This is a genomic window from Methanospirillum sp., assembly GCF_035406105.1.
Classification (GTDB): domain Archaea; phylum Halobacteriota; class Methanomicrobia; order Methanomicrobiales; family Methanospirillaceae; genus Methanospirillum.
On sequence record NZ_DAONKG010000023.1, the window covers coordinates 1 to 18500 of the forward strand.

The following is an 18500-nucleotide window of genomic DNA, read 5'->3' on the forward strand; positions in this document are numbered from 1 at the left end:
TGCGTGATCGTCAGATTTCCTAACCGGTGAACATAATCTGCATGAACCTGGGACCAGTCTGATCCAAGATGCTCTATCCATTTGTCAGAGAGCGATTCAGGCATGATGTGATCGATCATCCTGCTTTCAGCCTCGTCTTCGAATAACGCATATGAAGCCGCAGGATCGGAGCCACGTGGCTGACTTGAAAAATACTCCTCAAGCCTTTCGAGGATGACATATGCCAGTTCATTATCTGAACCTGGGTGATAGAGATCACTGTACCGGAGATGATCCGTAAACTCATCATCATCAGGCATATCAAAAGGAGCCTGAAGTGAGGCAATAAATGATCTGGTCTCCTCAGCAGTGAGGTACCCTGACCCCTCGGAGGCACCACGACAGAGGATCTCAAACACTTCTTCATACCCATAAACCGGCCGCTGACAGACCATACGGCGTATCAGGTAACTTTCAATGCAGGAGAGAATTTCAAGCAGCTCTTCATCTGACAGCGGGGCATCAGGACGTCTTAACCGGTCATTTGCAGCAAGCAGAAGCATGAGGAATGGTGCAGGGGTGTCTTTGCCAATTCTCCTGATGCGTGACAGGGATTTCTTGATCTCCTTTTTGGTCAGGCTCTCTCCCTCATCCTGTTCAGGGAAGAGTATCTGCCGGTAATATTCGGAAAAACGGCCCATATCCCGAAGGAGGAGACGGACATCATCAGATGATGCATGCTGATACCTTCTGCGAATCCTTTCAAATATCTCCCCATGACGGATAATCCGCCCCTCCTTCATACAAAAGTGACGGATAAATGAAGAGATGAGAGCCTGATCGTTATTCAGCCGCTCTTCCATCGGCTTCCAGAACTGATCATACTGAGCCTCGGCGATTTCCTGACTTTCAAGATGTGCAAAGAAAAAATTTCTGATTAGATCTGACTCCTCAAGCGGAACGCCACGATAATTTAATGCCTCAAATACCTGGTTTGGGTTTTCGCCCTCATCAAGCTCAATATATACAACGCAGAGATCTTCGGTGATGACCTGTTGCAGGGTATTCAGATCCAATCCGGAGAACCGATCCAGCTGCCACCAGAAATAATCAAAACATTCAACTATCGGGGAATCCTGGTCAAAGACATAATCCTCGTCAAAGATGTGAAAAAGTGCCTTTTTATCCACTCGTGTCGGGATCACAACATACTGCCCTTCCCCGCTCTTAGGGACGTTCTTTAAAAAGCCGGTGATCTGATCATAGAGCTCGACAAGCCCCTTCTCACGTGCAAATGCCCTGATGACCGCAAGAATAATACTAATAGTGGTAATCCGCTGCTGTCCGTCAATGATAACATATTTGTCAAGGTTTTTTGCATACTCTCTGACCACCACGATAGAACCAAGAAACCGGGCAGAGGATGCACTGTCATTCCCGAGCCTGATGGAATATTGTTCCTGAATATCTGCCCATAGCTGCTCCCACTGCTGCCGTGACCATACATACGGGCGCTGAAAAAGAGGGACTTTATATTGTTTTGCCCCGTTATATAAGTCCCAGACTGATGCCTTGGTCGCCTTCATTCACCACTATCCCGGAAATATTATCGTGTTCCTACTGCTTTACCTCACCGGTTGAGAAGACAGGAGCAGAACGTGAAAAAAGGATTGATTTAAAAATTTACCAGGCCTCTGAAAAGGCGCTGTTCGTATAGATATCTTCAAGACGGGCCTTGTGTCCGCGCTCCATCTTTGCAAGCTCTTCAAACGTCTTCTTCTGGTCTGCATCGGTGCTGGCAGCAGCAAACTGCTCATACATCTGCATTGCTTCTTCTTCACGCTTGATTGCAACCTGAAGTCCTTCGAGGGGTTTTAAATCCATGGATGGTTTGGGTTTTTCGATGGTATCAGAAATGTGATAATCCTTAACCTCATCGAATTTCAGTTCCTTTTTAGCACCACTCAGATATTCCTGGAGCGTCTTGCGGTGATATGTCTCTTCCTGGGCTAATTCTTTAAAGGTTGTTTTAAGTGCCGGATCTTTTACTTTTTCAGAGAGTGAGATGTAAAATGCGTATGAGTCGACCTCTTTGTCGATTGCTGCAAGTAAAATCTTTTTGTATTCTTCCAGCTTCATGAAATACCCTCCTTGGGTAATAGATATTACCCTACAATAGTTAAAAACCGATTGATCTATATCAGATTGGTATTGAAAAAATTTAGAAGAGTTCGGCCAGTTTAAACTGGTACGGACCAAGCTTTCCTTCATAGTTCCCGGCACTGATAAATGAAACACCCGGCACTTTTACTGCAGCCTTTATTCCTGCTGCCATTGCCTTCTTGACTGATGCTTCGTCAACACCATTGATGACAATCTCATAAATGGATCTGACACCCTCCGGAACCTTGGTATCCGGAACTTTTTCACGGATTGACGGGCAGTACTGCTCATTGGTTGTTGCTGGAATCGGGAACTTGTAATTCTTTGCACCAACCTTGGATCCTGAAGCAACAATCCCCCCGGCAAAACTGGTAATGGTCCCTTTTACTTCAAAAATTGCATCAGCAGCTGCTTTTGCACCCATAAGAGCAGTCATCTGGTTATCTGCCATAACAAAGAAGTTGCCACCGGCAACACCCTTGACCATACCAAAGACTTCTTCTCCGACATAGTCCCCTTCCATGATCGGGATCTTCCAGCACTGCCGTCCTCCGACCTCGACCTTGGATTCGAACTTGTCTCCAAAGAAGTGAATCTTAATATCAAACTTCTCTTCAGCATCTGGCATGCCATTGAAGACAGATGTAGTGGCAGCGGTAAGGACACATTCTGCAATACGTTCCATGACCTGCTCCGGCACTTTCTTCTTGGATGCACAGATCAGAATGGAGACACCTGGACGTCCGTCAGGAGTCTCATCTGCACTGACAAATCCTTCAATACCTGCCTCACAGGGACAGCCGATTGCAGAGGTTGCAAAGCCTGTTGCCTCCATTGCTGCCGTCATGGCCCATTCGCGGGTAACTCCGGTAATAATTACCCGTGAAACCCATATTGGAAATCCTTCAGCAAATGTGTTATCAATTGGTACACCGTTCAGTTCCATTACGGTTCCTCACAAAAAGGTCATCAGGCAGACCAATAATGGTTGTGAATTCGATCTGCCAACAGGAGGTTTGCAGCTATTCCGGATCTATCATGCATGCTGAAAGGACATCACATCCTCGTAATGGAACGGTTGGATCCGCAGTTGTGACAAGCGTCGATAAGGCCAGCAACGAATCCGGAAGTTTCATACCGAAGAGATCGGTTGCCTGCACCGTATGCGAATGTGACTGAACCGTTTTTCTCACCGTCCCCCGGTTTATGACGATACCCATCCGGTTCATGAGAACTGCAGCATGGGAAAAGGTATGATCCTGTGAGAGGGAGAGACAGAGATCAACTATTGGTGATCCAAACCTGCTCTTTTCATAAAATGGTGCTTTGGCATAACAGAGCTGACCACAGTCCCGGCAATGAAAGCGCTTGACATAGACGTAAATATGCTTCTCTCCTTCATGCGAATAGACCGTTGAAAACCGTCGCTGTTTCATATCATGGCTGACCACCATCCCAGAGCAGTTCGGGCACGGTAAAGGGTCGGTAAACTGAACACCCGAGACTCCGGTAACCGCCTGATAGACGAGATCAGCAATAATTGGCGATATGAACGGTTGTCGACGCATCGTATGGATAGTATAGTACGGGTAGGGTTTTCATCCTGCCCACTGGTTAAGCATGCTGCCGGGTAGTCGGTTTACCAAACCGGGTAAGGAGTCGCCAGAGCAGAACGGTCAGCGTACATGCGTATAAGAACTGCAGAAACAGGGTCCAGGGAATTTCCATGCTGAAAAAGATGATTAAAGCATAAACAGGAGTCATTATGGCAACGATGTCCTTTTTTTCAAAGAGAAGCGCAAGTGATGCCAGCACACATGAACCAAAAACAGATCCCCAGATAAAACCCCCTTCATTTTCGATAATACCCATAGAATACAGGATAAAAGAAACCCCGATTCCCGCCCAGGGAAGGAGAAGTGAGAGAACGCATAAAACCTTTTGAACCACATTCAGGTTCTTTACAGGAAAAATATTGGCAATATCCATCACTATTATCCTGTGACGGCATGGATGATGAACTATGTGAAATAGAACCCGGCTGCTCATACAGCAATCACCGATGAAGGGAGTCACTTCATGTACGATACTCTTGAAATCTCATTTCCGCGGACAATTTTTAATAATTAGGGCATTGCAGGCCGGGATTATTTTCAAAAGTGTTTAATACTATCACAAAATACTTAATGTTTAAGCCTGCAAGGCGTGTTGTGTGGCCTTGAATCAGGCAGACTCTGTGAAGGTGTAACTAACTATGGTATTTCATCCACCCGTACAAATAATCGCCAAGGGAGCGGGCGCTGGAAAGTATAAAACCGGTCTGGAATGGTGGAACATGATCATTCGTGGATTCATGTCCGGGGCATATATCGCAATGGGAGGTGCCCTCGCCACCGTCTGTTCCACAGCAGTTGCTGATAACCTTGGAGCAGGTTTTGGACAGCTCATTCTGGGAGCAGTGTTCCCTGTCGGGCTTATTATCACTGTCCTTACCGGTGCAGAACTCTTTACCGGAGACGCCATGCTTGCACCACTCGCAGCATTTGTTCATAAGGTCAGCTGGGCAAAAGTGCTGAACCTCTGGATATGGGTTTATATTGGTAACCTTATCGGTTCAATCTTCTATGCATACATCATGGCAAACGGACCATTTGTGGCATGGAACGCTGCCGGTGTTGCAACCGTAAATGCCTTTGGATTACGGGCAGTCAATATCGGTATTGCCAAGGTCAGTTATGTTGGAATGGCCGGCATGTGGGCTGCATTCCTGAAGGGTATCGGATGTAACTGGCTCGTTAACCTCGCTATTCTGCTCGGTATCTGTGCAGATGATGCAGTTGGTAAATTCTTCGGAATCTGGTTCCCGATCATGGCTTTCGTCTCAACCGGATTTGAACACTGTGTTGCCAATATGTACTTCATCCCTGCCGCTATCATGACCGCAGGATACCTGAATGCAGAACAGGTCGCAACGATTACTGCAGATAAACTTGCGACGCTGAATTGGGTAACCATGTGGACGAACAACATCATTGTTGTCACAATCGGCAACATCGTCGGTGGTCTGCTCTTTGTCGGTGTTCTGTACTGGATTGCGTTCAAGAAAGAGATCGAAGCACATGAGTAATTACACACCCTTCTTTTTTTATGCAGTTTATTCCGAAAAAGATCCGACCGTCAATCCTGCACGTCTTTGTTTTCGCTTTTTTTTTGATACTGATCAGTATCTACGTATTCTCCACCGGGGATGCCAGCATGCTTATCTGGGGAATTCCAACGCTTATCTGTCTTCTTCTCATCCCGATGGGGCTGACCTATCTCTCGCAAAGCCAATATGCAGACCTTATTCCGATGTATGAAACATCAGCAAAGGAAGTAAAGATACGCGAGATTAATGAGTCGATGGTTTCAAAACCGATAAAGATTGAGGGACTTGTTGAAGAGGTCAGGTTCAGATCATTAAATCGTCCGCACTTTATTATTGGTGACCGGACCGGTGTTACCACAGTTAAGATGTTTACCAATCCCAGAAGTGACATCAAGAAAGGTGACATCGTAGAGGTATACGGACAGGTAATCAAACGGTACGTCTTCTATGGTGACCCGATTGTCAATGGTGTTGATATCCGTGTGACTGGGAAAGGAGAGAACAAAACCTCAAATTCCAGTGATAAGAACAGAAAGAAGAAGTAAACTGTTCTGATGCGCTCTGTTTTTATCACACTCCTATTAATTTTTTAAGATATTTAATTAAGAAAGGATGTTAACAAAAATATTTTTACAAACGAAGTCATCGTTTCATCGCATCAGATAATGCCCTATCGAATATCCACCACTAATCACCAGATCTCAGAATTTTTTCATAAGACTTATCAGTCCTCATCCAGAACCTTTTGTTACCGAGGAATTGTAATGGATCTCAAGTATGTCCAGACTACATGCCCGTACTGCGGTACTGGCTGTTCTTTTAACCTCGTGGTAAAGGACGGAAAGGTTGTGGGAACTGCTCCCTACCACCGCTCTCCGGTGAACGAAGGAAAGGTATGTCCAAAGGGAACCTATGCCCATGAATTTGTAAATTCACCAGACCGTCTTACAAAGCCACTGATTAAAAAAGATGGTACGTTTGTTGAAGCTACCTGGGATGAGGCACTCAAGCTCATTGCTTCAAAATTCAAATCATACAAACCAGACGAGTGCGCCTGTCTTGCATCAGCCCGTGTCTCCAATGAAGACAACTATGCAATGATGAAGTTTGCTCGTGGTGTCCTCAAGACAAAGCACATAGACCACTGTGCACGTCTGTGCCATGCATCCACGGTTGCAGGTCTTGCAAGCATCTTCGGATCCGGTGCAATGACAAACTCAATCGGTGATATTGCCGAATCAAAATGTGTCTTTATCATTGGTTCAAACACATTTGAATGCCACCCGCTCATCGGTCGCCGTGTTATGCAGGCAAAGGCAAAGGGTGCAAAGTTTATTTATGCTGACCCCCGTCTGACTCCGACCGGAAAACAGGCAGATCTCTACCTCCAGTTCAGATCAGGAACTGATGTTGCCCTGTTTAATGGATTGATGCAGGAAATCATCAAAAACGGGTGGGAGAACAAGGAATTCATCGAGAAACGCTGCAACGGATATGAGGAACTCAAGAAAGAGGTCATGAAGGATGACTACAGCCTTGAGAATGTCTCATCAATAACCGGAGTACCGGTTGAAAATATCAAGACCGCCGCAGAATGGATTGCAAAGTCAGGAGCTACTGCAATTCTCTATTCCATGGGTATTACCCAGCACACCACCGGTGTTGACAACGTCAAATCGGTCGGTAACCTCCAGATGCTGACCGGAAACCTCGGACGGCCTGGAACCGGTGTAAACGCCCTTCGTGGACAGAACAATGTGCAGGGTGCCTGTGACATGGGTTGTCTGCCGGTTGTATACACAGGATACCAGAAGGTCATCGATGAGGCAGCACAAAAGAAGTTTGCAGATGCCTGGAAATTCCCAGACGGCATTGCAAAAGGTGAGAACGGATACGAAGTCACCACCCTGATGAATGTTCTGACTGAAAAGCCAGGCGAGATCAAATGCCTGTATATCATGGGTGAAAACCCGATGATCTCAGACCCTGACCTGACCCACGTCGAACATGCACTCAAGAATCTTGAATTCCTCGTTGTCCAGGATATCTTCATGAACGAGACTGCCGAGTTTGCAGACGTCGTTCTTCCGGCTGCCTGTTATGCAGAGAAGGATGGAACCCAGACCTCAACCGAACGTCGTGTCCAGATGTGGAGAAAGGCTCAGGACCCACCAGGAGAGGCAAAGGGAGACTGGGAGATCATCGCATCCATCGCAGCAGAAATGGGATATGGCGCTCAGTTCCCATGGAAGACCTCTGAAGAAGTATTCAATGAGATGGCATCGCTGACCCCGTCCTACGCAGGTATGACCTATGAGCGCCTTTCCAAACCTGAAGCACTCCACTGGCCCTGCCCGACCAAGGAACACCCGGGGACCCCGATCCTCCATATAGAGAAGTTTGGTATGCCGGATGGCAAGGGTCTTATGACGGCAATTCCATTCAAGTGGCCGGTGGAAGTTCCTGATGAGGAATATCCGTTCGTCCTGACAACGGGCCGTTCTATCTGGCAGTGGCATACCGGAACCATGACCCGCAGGTCTGTTGACCTTGAGCGTGAGGAGCCAACCGGATGGATCGAGATCAATACCGATGACGCCAAAAAACTTGGCATCAAAGACAAAGAACTGGTAAAAGCAAAGACCCGCCGTGGTGAGATCACCATCACAGCACGTGTCACCGATGATATTAAGCCGGGAGTCATGTTTATTCCATTCCACTATGCTGAATGTGCAGCAAACGTCCTGACCATCAATGCCCTCGATCCAATCGCCAAGATTCCGGAGTCCAAGGCTTGTGCAGTTCGTGTTGAGAAGATTCAGGGGGCCTGAACATGGCAGCTAAAGGCGATATGAACTATGTATGGGCAAAGGACAAAGAGATCCTCGACAAGGGAGAATGCGGTGGAGCAGTTACTGCACTCCTGAAATATGCCCTCGAAAGTAAATTTGTAGACGCAGTACTTGCAGTAAAAAAGGGTCAGGATATCTATGATGCAGTACCTGCATTCATCACTGACCCGGCAGAGGTTGCATCCACTGCAGGATCCCTCCACTGTGGAACCCTCCTCCTTCCAAAGATCCTCAAGAATTACGCTGATGGTGCGAAGGACATGAAGATCGCCGTAACCTGCAAAGGTTGTGACGTCATGGCCTTTTACGAGCTTGCAAAGAGAAACCAGGTAAACCTTGACAACATTGTCATGATTGGTGTCAACTGTGGTGGATCGGTAAGTCCGGTCGGTGCACGGAAGATGATTGCTGAGAAGTTCGGCGTTGATCCTGACACCGTTCATAAGGAAGAGATCGACAAGGGTCAGTTCATCATCGAGTACGAAGGCGGACACAAGGGTATCAAGATCGATGAACTTGAAGAGGAAGGATACGGACGCCGTTCCAACTGTCGCCGGTGCAAGATGAAAATCCCCCGCCAGGCAGATCTTGCATGCGGTAACTGGGGAGTCATCGGAGACAAGGCAGGAAAGGCAACCTTTGTCGAGGTATGCTCAGAGAAAGGTGCAAAACTCCTCTCCGACGCCCAGGCAAAGGGAGTTGTAGAAGTTGCAGCAGCTGATCCAAAAGGCATTGAGATGCGGAGCAAGGTTGAGAAGGCCATGCTCAAACTCGGTGATGAGTGGCGTGCAAAAGACTTTGCATCACTTGGAAAGGGCAAGGATCGGTTAAAACTCCTGATGAATGAGACCTCACGGTGCATCAAGTGTTACGCCTGTGTCGAGAATTGTCCAATCTGCTACTGTGTTGAGTGTTCAACAAAGAAGCCCTGGTATATCACTCCAGGTCAGCTCCCGCCAGGCTTCATGTTCCACCTGATCAGATTTGCACACATCTCTGACTCATGTATCAACTGTGGCCAGTGTGAGGAACTCTGTTCCATGGACATCCGCAACGCGCTCTTTATGCACTCTCAACAGGTTGAGATTGAGAAGCAGTTCAAGCATACTCCGGGTATTGACATGACTCCGCCAATCCATGCATTCGTTGAGGAGAAGGCAGAACGTGCCCGGCTTGATGCAACCGGAACCGATTCCATCTTTATCAACATATTCAAGGATGAGTAATCATCCTCGATTTTTTTCACCAGCCTTTTTCCTTTCCGGAATCCCGGAAAGGGATCATCTTATCAGGTTGTCTGACACTCTGTACGCATGAACGAGTACCTGCGCAAAACATCCCACCTGGTATTCGGACTTCTTGTTGCAGGTATAATCTTCATAGTCCCAACATATCATGCCGCAATGATCATCGGCTTTTCCCTGTACATCGGTCTGATACTCATTGATCTGTGCATGAAAGGACATACCATCCCGGTTATCAGCACACTTATTCATCACATGGAGCGTGAAGGAGAATTTCCCGGAAAAGGGGCTTTTTTCTTTGTGTTTAGTGCTCTTGTAACCCTCATGTTCTTTCCACCGGTAGTTGCTGCGGTATCTGTTGCAGTCCTTGCGGTACTTGACAGTTTTTCTACCATCTTTGGCATCCGGTTTGGAAAACACCGGATATGGAAAAATAAGACCTTTGAAGGATTTTTAGGAGGAGTAATTATTACCATGGCCCTCCTCTCCCTCATTGCACCCCCGCTCTATTCAATCCTCATCTCGCTTGTTGCCGGCTTTGTAGAACTGCTGAGCCCTGTAGATGATAATCTTATCATCCCCTGGGTGGTTGCAATGCTTATCACGGTATTATAAATACCTGTGGATCATCAGCATAATCAGCCGCGACAAGGTCACCTGGCTGGATTTTAAAATGAAAAATTGAATTCTGCAAGGTCATTTTCCGGATCAAACCATCATCCTTATATGTCCGTGGGACGCAGAATATGCGATGGAAATACCTTCTTTTTCAGAACTCCAGCTTTCACCTGGAATCATGAAAGCCATTCGTGATATCGGATACGAAGAACCAACCCCTATACAGCAACAGGTTATACCCCTCATTCTCACTGGAAAAGATGTAGCAGGACAGGCATATACCGGAACAGGTAAGACTGCTGCATTTGGTATCCCCGCAATCGAACTCTGTCAGCCGACAAACAAAAATGTACAGACCCTCGTCCTCTGTCCAAGCAGAGAACTCGCCGTGCAGGTAGGAGCAGAACTTAATAAACTCTCGATGCACAAAAAAGGCATCTCAATTCTTCCGGTGTACGGCGGACAGCCAATAGAACGACAGATTAAGGCCTTATCACGAGGAGTTCAGATTATTATCGGAACACCGGGGCGAGTTATTGATCATATCAAACGAGGCACCCTCAGGCTTGATACCGTCTCGTTAGTGGTGCTCGATGAAGCAGACCAGATGCTTGATATGGGATTTCGAGATGATATTGAAGAAATACTATCGCATACTCCGGCAGAGCACCAGACAGTCATCCTTTCGGCAACGTTCCCCCCGGAAATTCTCGACATCTCACGTCGGTTCCAGAAAGATCCCATCGACGTCAAGATGGTCCACCAGGAACTGACTGTTCCCCAGATCGAACAATATTATATTGAAGTCAGGGAGCCGGCAAAAGCCGATACACTCATCAGGGTCCTTGAATTCTACCAGCCCCAGCGGACCATTATCTTTTGTAACACCCAGATCGCTGTGGACGCGGTTGCAAGTGCCCTGAAGGCTGAAGGGTTCCTCGCTGACGGGCTCCACGGGGGTATGGCTCAGACGCAGCGTGATAAAGTCATGAATGCGTTCAGGAAGGGACAACTTGAGATACTGATTGCTACTGATGTCGCAGCCCGTGGGATTGATGTTGAAGAGATAGACCTGGTCTGTAACTTTGACTTCCCCCAGGATGACGAGTATTATGTTCATCGTATCGGACGGACTGCACGGGCAGGAAGAACCGGACGGGCTATCAGTTTTGTCAGTCCTCGCGAACGATACAGACTTCGGGATGTCAGAAGAAGTACGAGAGCTGAACCAGAACCCCTCCCCATCCCGACCCTTCGTGAGATAGGAGGAAAGAAGGCAACAGCCACCCTTGCCGATGCGGATGAACTGATGAAAACCGGGGATCTCTCCTTCTGCCGTCCGATGATAGAGGAAAAACTCGCAGCGGGTGCTGACCCCGTCGCCCTTGCAACCTCGCTTCTGATGATTGCAGCAGGAATTGCAACAGAAAAAGAGGACGAACTTGAGAAATATCTCGGCGAACAGGCAGTGGTCAGGCTTTCAGCCGGACGACAGGATGGAATTTTGGTCAGGGATATCCTGCAGATTGTCAGAAACAGCGGGAAGAATATTCAGAACGATATCGGTAACATAAGAATCGGACAGACGGCAACCTATATTGATGTTCCTGAATCCTCTGTCAAAGAGGTCATTAATGTCCTGAATGGTGCACAAATCGGACGGATCAGACTTGTGGCAAAAAGAGGAAGAAAACAGTCTGATGTTCCGAAAAAGCGATTCTCCAAATGATTATCTCTTTTTTGCAGACCGCATCAGTGTAAGGAGACCCTCAATAATCGCATCTGGTGTCGGAGGTTTTCCCGGAATCTTTAGATCAACCGGAAGTACAGCATCAACCGGGCCGACGACTGCATATGTTCCGTTATAGATACCCCCGGTGCAGGCATCATCACCAACTGCAATGACAAATTTTGGATCTGGTGTTGCCTCATACGTTTTTATCAGCGCTTCTTTCATGCCATGAGTGACCACACCGGTTACAGCCAGAATATCTGCATGCCGGGGGGAGGCAACAAAACTGATACCAAACCGCTCAACATCATAGTGGGGTGCAGAAAGGTTGGCAAGCTCAATCTCGGCTGCATTATCACTCCCACAATCAACCTCCCTGATGGCAATACTTCTTTTAAATACCCGGTCGATCTCTGCATGCAGCATCCGACCGGCGGATTCAAATTGAGGATCAGGCGTAAAAACCTTGACATTATCAGGTTTTTTGAGAATACAACTGAAAATATTCATGATAGACCTCACAAATCAGTCCCTGCATATGAGAGATTCATACTCTTATTTATCACAGGAAAATCGGGGACGATATTTCCCTGTACTGCATGCTCAAGTGCAAGCCAGTTACAGAATGACGCCGTCGACAGAGAGAACCGATCAATGATGCCCCCCAGAATCCTGACATAGCACAGGGTCCGGCCTCGGGGGGATTCGATCGCGGTTAGGGCATAGCCGTCCACAATCTCATACTCAATATGAACCGATCCATTCGGGATAAGAGGAATAAGTTCATTGATATAGGCAAGCGATGCAAGGATCTCATCTCCTTTCAGCGCAAACCGTCCCAGGACATCGCCTGTCATTTTGATAACCGGTGAAACCGGAATGATATCATACAGACCATAGGGATGATCGCTCCTGACATCAAGTGCCCTTCCGCTTGCCCGTGCAACCGGACCGGAAAGAGCGAGGGGATCAATGAATGGTTCCCGCACGACACCGGTTGTAGAGAACCGATCAATAACAGACGGAACAGAGAGAGTCCAGGAGAGGAGTTTTTCAAGTTCGGTCCGAACCTGCATGACCGTATCCTTCACCTCATACAGGAGACCATCCGGAATATCCTGACTGATACCTCCAATAATGATGATCCCTTTCAGAAACCGTGAACCGGTCAGCTGCGTACAGGCACGCTGGAGTACTTCTCTCAGGATAAGGAAGCGGCTGGCTGCTGCAGAAAACGCAACATCAGTGACCATCCCGGCAAGATCTGAGAGAAGTGACCAGGATCTCTCAAGTTCAAGGAGAAGACCGCGAAGATAGAGTGCACGGGGAGGAAGAGACAGGGAACATATCTGTTCTACCGCCATGGCATAACAGCATGCATTGGCAACCGATTCATCTCCGCTGACAGATTCTGCAATCCGGACCACGTGTTCCGGGCTGCACCCTTCGGCCAGTTTTTCAATGCCCCGATGCAGATATCCAAGACGAATCTCAAGATTTAAAATCTCTTCACCAATAACCGAGAACCGAAAATGACCTGGCTCTATGATTCCGGCATGTACCGGCCCTACCGGGACCTGATAGATACTGGTACCTTCCATCGACCGGAATTCATACGGAACTGGATTTTCTAAAGGACTGATGGGAGCGTTCTTCCAATCTTTTTTGAGCGGATGAAAATCCTCCGGATATGCCTCGTGAAGAAAGAGTCTGCGATTATCTGCGGATCCAGTAAAGTGCAGACCAAATCCGTCTGAAATTGCCCGTTCAAAACGGCTGGCTGCCGGATATATCTTTGCCAGTGATACCGGTTTATTGGTAGTGACCACCAGAACAAGATATTTTCTCATCTCCTGAAGTTCAAAGACATACCAGAGTATAAATAAATCCTGGTCAGCAGCCTCTGTGCAGAAAATCCAGACCAGCCTGGACTCAAGAGCTAAAAGAATCTCAGCGATGTCAGGCATTTGATCATCTGGCACAGCATAGGAGATCGTGGTTGCATCTTCCCGTATCAGCCATTCAGCAGGCAGGGAAAGCGCCGAATAGTGTGCATGTATGCCGGTCATATCTGCCCCCCAAATCCACAATCAATTACAGCAGCAGTCAGAAATGCCTCTTCTCCCGGAATCATTACGGTACCAATCATGAGAGAGAGAAGCAGCAGAATGACGATGGGGAGTTTCATGGAAAGGGGAGCGGTGTATGGAACCGGCCCTTCTCCTGATGGAAACCTGGCCGCCATTATCGGGAGATAAAACCTGATAAGTGCCACTGCTGCACAGGCAAATAGAACCAACACAAGGGCTGGTATCCAGACCGAGATCGCAGTGCTCGAGAGCAGAATGCCGACTTTTGAGAGGAAAAGGGGAAAAAGTGGCATGCCCATAAGTGCTGCAAAACCGGCCATCAGAGTACCGGCAGCAAAGGGCTGAAGCAAAAAGAGATCTCCAATCTCATCCTCACCGGTACGGGTAGGGAGTTTGTACTGACGGTGAAGAATCCCGGCCGAGAAGAAGAGCCCTGCCTTGATGCAGGAATGTCCCATCATATGAAACAGTACCCAGAAGAGAGAAACAGGACTTCCGATACCGATACCAAGCAATATGAACCCCATATTCTCGATAGATGAGAATGCGATGAGTGGTTTGAGTTTTTTCTGTCTGAGCATGGACAGGCAGGCAACTCCCATGGTGATCATGGCAAAGATAAGGAGCAGTACTGATACCTGTGCAAAGACCGCTGTGTCTTTCATAATGCCTGTCATACGGATAATTCCATACATGCCAATATTAAGAATTGCTCCTGAAAGAACGGCACTGACCGCTGAAGGTGCCTTTGCATGAGCTTCAGGAAGCCATGTATGAAATGGCACTATTCCAGACTTTGCCGCAAACCCGATAAAGAAGAAGACAAAGGCTATCCAGACCATCCCGGTCTCAAGACCTGCTGCCTGCCTCATAATATCTGTCCACTCAAGGCTTCCAGCACCGGTCTTATTCCTGACCGCTTCAAAGAGGAATATAATCCCGATAAACGAAAAGAGCATCGAGGTTGAACAGATGAAGATATACTTTAAGGATGCGTCAATTGTTGCCCGAAGTGCCAGGATTGCAATGAGCAGTGCTGAGAGGACGGTTGTAAGTTCAGCACAAATCCAGAACAAGGCAATATTCGGGGTGAAAATGGCCATAGTGGTAACGGCGAGCAGCAGTGAGAAACCGAAATAAAAAATCCGAAGACTTCTTCTCTCAAGATCTCCTGATTTTACCAGCCCATCGATGTACCCGACTGCATAGATAGCTGCTGCAGCGAAGATAATGCTGGTGATGAGCATGATAAAAAGGCTCAGGTGATCAATCAGAAAGAACGAAGATGCATTCCATTGTGCAGGTGTTCCGATGAGATACACGGTAATACCAAGCGATATCACCGGATGGAGAACACCAAGCATACTCACTGACCGGTGTTTCCTCATGATGAATTGCAGGAGCAGAATTACACATGCAAGAATAAGGTACAGGATAGCTATCATGATATCCCTCCCTCTTCTGACCAGAGATGGAACTCCTGCATCCGGTCTTTATACTCCTCAATTGACGAATCTATACCGACGGTCATGATTGATGTCAGCAGCACAAGAATGATGAGATCGATGATGACAACAAACTCGATGAAAAACGGAAGTTCCGTGACAAACAAACCAAATGCAAGGACGCCATTCTCCATTGACAGGTACCCGAGAACCTTGGAAATAGCCATCTTCCTGGTACATACAGCAATAAGCCCCATCAGAACCAGTGAAACACCAATTACCGAGCCTAAGAAGAACAGACTGTTTGCTTCATATAACGACTCAAGGATACGGGCAAAGCAGATATAGACCAGCAAAATGATGAGTATGCTGAGCATGAGAGCACCAGGAGGGCGCAGATAGGAGAATGTTAGATCCTGCTTGAGACTCATCCGTTTCTGAATGAACCCAATACAATACGGGATTCCACATACCTTGGAGATGAGGGTCAGAGCCGCGACAAGGAGGAGGACCATGTTCTGCTCAAGAGCCGTCAGACCAAGGGCTATCAGAACCAGCAGGAATGACTGAACCTGATATGTTCTGACCAGATTTCTAAGATTTCTTGACGAAAGGAGAAATCCGCCGGACACCAGAGTCAGAATAAGGCAGATTCTGATCCATGCTGGTGCCATTTCTGTAAGTATCATAGTATCACCTCGATAAATATCGTAAGAATCGAAAAGAAAAACGCTATCATAAAGAAATTCGGAATCTGGAAGAGACGCATCTTTGCATATGCAGATTCAAAGAACCCGATAATCACACAAAGAATGGTCCCTTTCACGACAAAGAGAACTGCTCCGAGTATACATGCAGGTATGGAGAGATCAAGGGCAATTCCTACCGGGAAGACTACGTTGATAAGAATTGTCATCAGAAGAGTCTGTTTTACTGCTTGAGACAGTTCAAAGAGAGCCAGATTTCTTCCTGACGTATCCAGCAGCATCCCCTCATGAATCATTGTCAATTCAAGATGGGTTTCGGGATTATCCACTGGTACACGCCCGGTCTCTACAATAATCAGGATAAAGAGGGGCACTGAGAGGAGAAGGACCGTTGGACTGAACACCGGAAACATAGCATGAGCAGTCCTGAATATCTCATGAATGGAGAAACTTCCCATTACGTAGACCAGTGCAGCACAGACGATTACCGTCACCGGTTCAAAAACTGCAGACAGACTCATCTCCCGGGAACTGCCCATCCCTCCAAAGGTGCTCGCGGTATCCAGACCAAGCAGCGCGATGAGGAGCCGGCCGGCAACAAGAAGATAGAGGAAAACAAGAATATTCGCTGTGATCAGCTCCTCGCCGGGTATCCAAAAGAGTGGGATCTGAAGAGCAGCAACCAGCAGTATTGATAGAGTAGCATAAGGAGCGATACGGGAGATAAACCCGGCATATTCTGAATACAATGTCTCCTTGGTGAAGAGTTTTGCAAGATTATAATAGCCCTGGAGAAGGTGCGGACCGGTTCTGCATTGAACCCGTGCTTTTACTCTCTTAATCACCATCATAAAAAATGGCGATATCAGAAGGACAAAAGCAATATTCAAGACTCCAAAGATGACCGATTCACCATTCATGCCGACCACCCCAGGATGAGGATGAGGAGAAGTACTGTGCAGAAGACACAGAGAACATACCGATCGACATTCCCGTTCTGAAGGGAGGAGACAGCAGCGGCAAACAGATCGATTCTTCGTGCAACCGGCAGATACAGATACTCCTCAAAGAATTTCATAAGGTGTATGCCACCAGTTCCTGATTGAAACAGACACTGATTCTGGTCCAGAAATTTTCGGGTAGACCATATCCGTGTCCGGTATACCCCTGAAAAAAACCTGACCACAGGCTCAGTAAACCCTGAACCGGTATATTCCATTCTGCTTGACGGAGCCATCATACCACAGTCCCACGTCCGGGTAATCCGGGTTTTTCGTGAAGCAAAAGACCAGACTGCGGCATATACCAGAACCATAGTTACAAGAAGAACCAAAAACAGAACAAAAAAATCCGGAAGCAGGTCTCGATACCCTGCATGATACAGGATCTGATTTGAGAAGATACCAAGAACTGCACTCATGATGGCAAGTACTCCAGGTCCGGCATACATCGGCCAGGGAACCTCATGGGACCGGGTTGCCCCTTCCGACCGGGGAAGAGCGAGGAAGGTGAGTCCAAATGCTTTTACGAAGGTCGTAACAGTCAGTGATCCGGTCAGACTAAAGAGGGAGAGAACAACAATGATAATAATCTGAAGCAGTGGAGATGGCTCAGACAACCCGCTGATAAGTGATTGCAGAATCAGAAACTCACCCACAAACCCGCTGAAAGGGGGAATGGAGGTGATCGACAGAACCCCGATGAAAAATAGTCCCCCGGTCAAGGGCATCCGGACCAGAATCCCCCCGAGTTCATCAATATTTCTGGTATGTGCAGCCTGACAGACTGAACCTGCGGTCAGGAACAAGAGCCCTTTGAAGAATCCATGACTAATGGTATGGAAGATCGCTCCGATCAGTGCCATGAGTGCCGGGACAGATAATCCGTATGCAGAGAACACAGCCCAGAGACCAGTTCCGACAAGGATGATGCCGGTATTATCAATCGAGGAATATGCCAGGAGACTTTTGATATCCTGCTCCTTTAAGGCATACATGACTCCGAGAACCGCCGTAAGACATCCAAATGCAAGGATGAGAAAACCATATACTAAATCCATGACAAAAAAGCCGGTCACCACCCGGAATAACGCATACAGAGCAGTACTAATCATCATCCCTGACATCAGGGCCGACACAGGGGATGGAGCAGCGGGGTGAGCATGGGGGAGCCATTTATGAAAAGGAATCACCCCTGTTTTTATTGCAATTCCCAGGAAAAGACAGAGAAATGAGGCGGCCATATATGGATCTGAAAGGGGTAATGCGACCGGATATGCCCAGGATCCAGTATGCACAAAAAGCAGAAGTATCCCAAGAAAAACAAAGACTGTGGAGAGCTGGGTCATTGCCAGATAAAACAGCGCTGCATATCTGGTTTTTTCTTCTTCGAATTCGGTAAGTACAAGGAAGAATGAGAGGATTGCCATAATCTCCCAGAACGCGAGAAATGCAATTGTTGTCTTTGAGAGAATGACAAGAAGCATACTCAGTAAAAAGAGAGGAATAAAACCGGCTACTACG

17 protein-coding genes are annotated in these 18500 nt (G+C 47.4%); 6 read left to right on the forward strand and 11 right to left on the reverse strand.

What is annotated here, in order from left to right; translation table 11 throughout:
* The 5 genes from PLA23_RS02405 to PLA23_RS02425 all read right to left on the reverse strand — a co-directional run.
* Positions 1-1565, reverse strand: a 1565-nt coding sequence (locus PLA23_RS02405; RefSeq protein WP_324473853.1) for a DUF262 domain-containing protein, incomplete at its 3' end; no start/stop codon positions are given.
* Between the two features lie 97 nt (positions 1566-1662).
* Entirely contained in the window at positions 1663-2118 is a 456-nt protein-coding gene (locus tag PLA23_RS02410) for a ferritin-like domain-containing protein (RefSeq protein ID WP_324328460.1), read from the reverse strand.
* Between the two features lie 82 nt (positions 2119-2200).
* Positions 2201-3088, reverse strand: coding sequence for a formylmethanofuran--tetrahydromethanopterin N-formyltransferase (fhcD, locus tag PLA23_RS02415; RefSeq protein WP_324328462.1), 888 nt, complete (start codon positions 3086-3088; stop codon positions 2201-2203).
* A gap of 76 nt (positions 3089-3164) precedes the next feature.
* Positions 3165-3710 carry a hypothetical protein gene (locus PLA23_RS02420; RefSeq protein WP_324473855.1) on the reverse strand — a complete coding sequence of 182 codons (546 nt, stop codon included), beginning with the start codon at positions 3708-3710 and terminating at the stop codon, positions 3165-3167.
* A gap of 46 nt (positions 3711-3756) precedes the next feature.
* On the reverse strand, positions 3757-4131 hold the full coding sequence (locus tag PLA23_RS02425; RefSeq protein ID WP_324328466.1) for a hypothetical protein: 375 nt from the start codon (positions 4129-4131) through the stop codon (positions 3757-3759).
* A gap of 265 nt (positions 4132-4396) precedes the next feature.
* Between PLA23_RS02425 and PLA23_RS02430 the strand changes: the two genes are divergently transcribed.
* The 6 genes from PLA23_RS02430 to PLA23_RS02455 all read left to right on the forward strand — a co-directional run bounded on the left by PLA23_RS02430 (position 4397) and on the right by PLA23_RS02455 (position 11733).
* Positions 4397-5269 (forward strand): formate/nitrite transporter family protein, encoded by an 873-nt coding sequence (locus PLA23_RS02430; RefSeq protein ID WP_324473856.1) that lies wholly within the window; start codon positions 4397-4399, stop codon positions 5267-5269.
* Between the two features lie 128 nt (positions 5270-5397).
* Positions 5398-5835, forward strand: a complete 438-nt coding sequence (locus PLA23_RS02435; protein WP_324328470.1) for a nucleotide-binding protein — start codon at positions 5398-5400, stop codon at positions 5833-5835.
* A gap of 219 nt (positions 5836-6054) precedes the next feature.
* Positions 6055-8121 (forward strand): formate dehydrogenase subunit alpha, encoded by a 2067-nt coding sequence (fdhF, locus tag PLA23_RS02440; protein WP_324328472.1) that lies wholly within the window; start codon positions 6055-6057, stop codon positions 8119-8121.
* Between the two features lie 2 nt (positions 8122-8123).
* Complete coding sequence (locus PLA23_RS02445; RefSeq protein ID WP_324328473.1) at positions 8124-9368, forward strand: Coenzyme F420 hydrogenase/dehydrogenase, beta subunit C-terminal domain; 1245 nt, start codon at positions 8124-8126, stop codon at positions 9366-9368.
* An 87-nt stretch (positions 9369-9455) separates the two neighbouring features.
* Entirely contained in the window at positions 9456-10001 is a 546-nt protein-coding gene (locus tag PLA23_RS02450) for a diacylglycerol/polyprenol kinase family protein (RefSeq protein ID WP_324328475.1), read from the forward strand.
* A gap of 136 nt (positions 10002-10137) precedes the next feature.
* A complete protein-coding gene (locus tag PLA23_RS02455; RefSeq protein ID WP_324473858.1) occupies positions 10138-11733 on the forward strand; it encodes a DEAD/DEAH box helicase in 1596 nt (531 codons plus the stop codon).
* Here the strand turns inward: PLA23_RS02455 and PLA23_RS02460 are convergent, their stop codons facing one another.
* From PLA23_RS02460 to PLA23_RS02485, 6 genes are all read right to left on the reverse strand, one after another.
* The gene (locus tag PLA23_RS02460; protein ID WP_324473860.1) at positions 11734-12246 is read right to left on the reverse strand and encodes an NADH-quinone oxidoreductase subunit B family protein; all 513 of its coding nucleotides are present in this window, start codon (positions 12244-12246) and stop codon (positions 11734-11736) included.
* Positions 12247-12254: 8 nt separating this feature from the next.
* Positions 12255-13805 (reverse strand): hydrogenase large subunit, encoded by a 1551-nt coding sequence (locus PLA23_RS02465; RefSeq protein ID WP_324331429.1) that lies wholly within the window; start codon positions 13803-13805, stop codon positions 12255-12257.
* On the reverse strand, positions 13802-15271 hold the full coding sequence (locus PLA23_RS02470) for a proton-conducting transporter transmembrane domain-containing protein (RefSeq protein WP_324331431.1): 1470 nt from the start codon (positions 15269-15271) through the stop codon (positions 13802-13804). The genes PLA23_RS02465 and PLA23_RS02470 overlap by 4 nt, the downstream gene beginning before the upstream one ends.
* Positions 15268-15960, reverse strand: coding sequence for a hydrogenase subunit (locus PLA23_RS02475; protein WP_324473862.1), 693 nt, complete (start codon positions 15958-15960; stop codon positions 15268-15270). The genes PLA23_RS02470 and PLA23_RS02475 overlap by 4 nt, the downstream gene beginning before the upstream one ends.
* Complete coding sequence (locus tag PLA23_RS02480; RefSeq protein WP_324473863.1) at positions 15957-16898, reverse strand: respiratory chain complex I subunit 1 family protein; 942 nt, start codon at positions 16896-16898, stop codon at positions 15957-15959. The genes PLA23_RS02475 and PLA23_RS02480 overlap by 4 nt, the downstream gene beginning before the upstream one ends.
* Positions 16895-18500: proton-conducting transporter transmembrane domain-containing protein (locus PLA23_RS02485; protein ID WP_324473866.1), on the reverse strand; the 1606-nt coding region annotated here is incomplete at its 5' end. The genes PLA23_RS02480 and PLA23_RS02485, both read right to left, overlap by 4 nt.

Coding starts and splice junctions, on each gene's coding strand:
- PLA23_RS02410 (WP_324328460.1), bottom strand. CDS start 2,118: ATGAAGCTGGAAGAATACAAAAAGATTTTACTTGCAGCAATCGACAAA.
- fhcD (WP_324328462.1), bottom strand. CDS start 3,088: ATGGAACTGAACGGTGTACCAATTGATAACACATTTGCTGAAGGATTT.
- PLA23_RS02420 (WP_324473855.1), bottom strand. CDS start 3,710: ATGCGTCGACAACCGTTCATATCGCCAATTATTGCTGATCTCGTCTAT.
- PLA23_RS02425 (WP_324328466.1), bottom strand. CDS start 4,131: ATGGATATTGCCAATATTTTTCCTGTAAAGAACCTGAATGTGGTTCAA.
- PLA23_RS02430 (WP_324473856.1), top strand. CDS start 4,397: ATGGTATTTCATCCACCCGTACAAATAATCGCCAAGGGAGCGGGCGCT.
- PLA23_RS02435 (WP_324328470.1), top strand. CDS start 5,398: ATGCTTATCTGGGGAATTCCAACGCTTATCTGTCTTCTTCTCATCCCG.
- fdhF (WP_324328472.1), top strand. CDS start 6,055: ATGGATCTCAAGTATGTCCAGACTACATGCCCGTACTGCGGTACTGGC.
- PLA23_RS02445 (WP_324328473.1), top strand. CDS start 8,124: ATGGCAGCTAAAGGCGATATGAACTATGTATGGGCAAAGGACAAAGAG.
- PLA23_RS02450 (WP_324328475.1), top strand. CDS start 9,456: ATGAACGAGTACCTGCGCAAAACATCCCACCTGGTATTCGGACTTCTT.
- PLA23_RS02455 (WP_324473858.1), top strand. CDS start 10,138: ATGGAAATACCTTCTTTTTCAGAACTCCAGCTTTCACCTGGAATCATG.
- PLA23_RS02460 (WP_324473860.1), bottom strand. CDS start 12,246: ATGAATATTTTCAGTTGTATTCTCAAAAAACCTGATAATGTCAAGGTT.
- PLA23_RS02465 (WP_324331429.1), bottom strand. CDS start 13,805: ATGACCGGCATACATGCACACTATTCGGCGCTTTCCCTGCCTGCTGAA.
- PLA23_RS02470 (WP_324331431.1), bottom strand. CDS start 15,271: ATGATAGCTATCCTGTACCTTATTCTTGCATGTGTAATTCTGCTCCTG.
- PLA23_RS02475 (WP_324473862.1), bottom strand. CDS start 15,960: ATGATACTTACAGAAATGGCACCAGCATGGATCAGAATCTGCCTTATT.
- PLA23_RS02480 (WP_324473863.1), bottom strand. CDS start 16,898: ATGAATGGTGAATCGGTCATCTTTGGAGTCTTGAATATTGCTTTTGTC.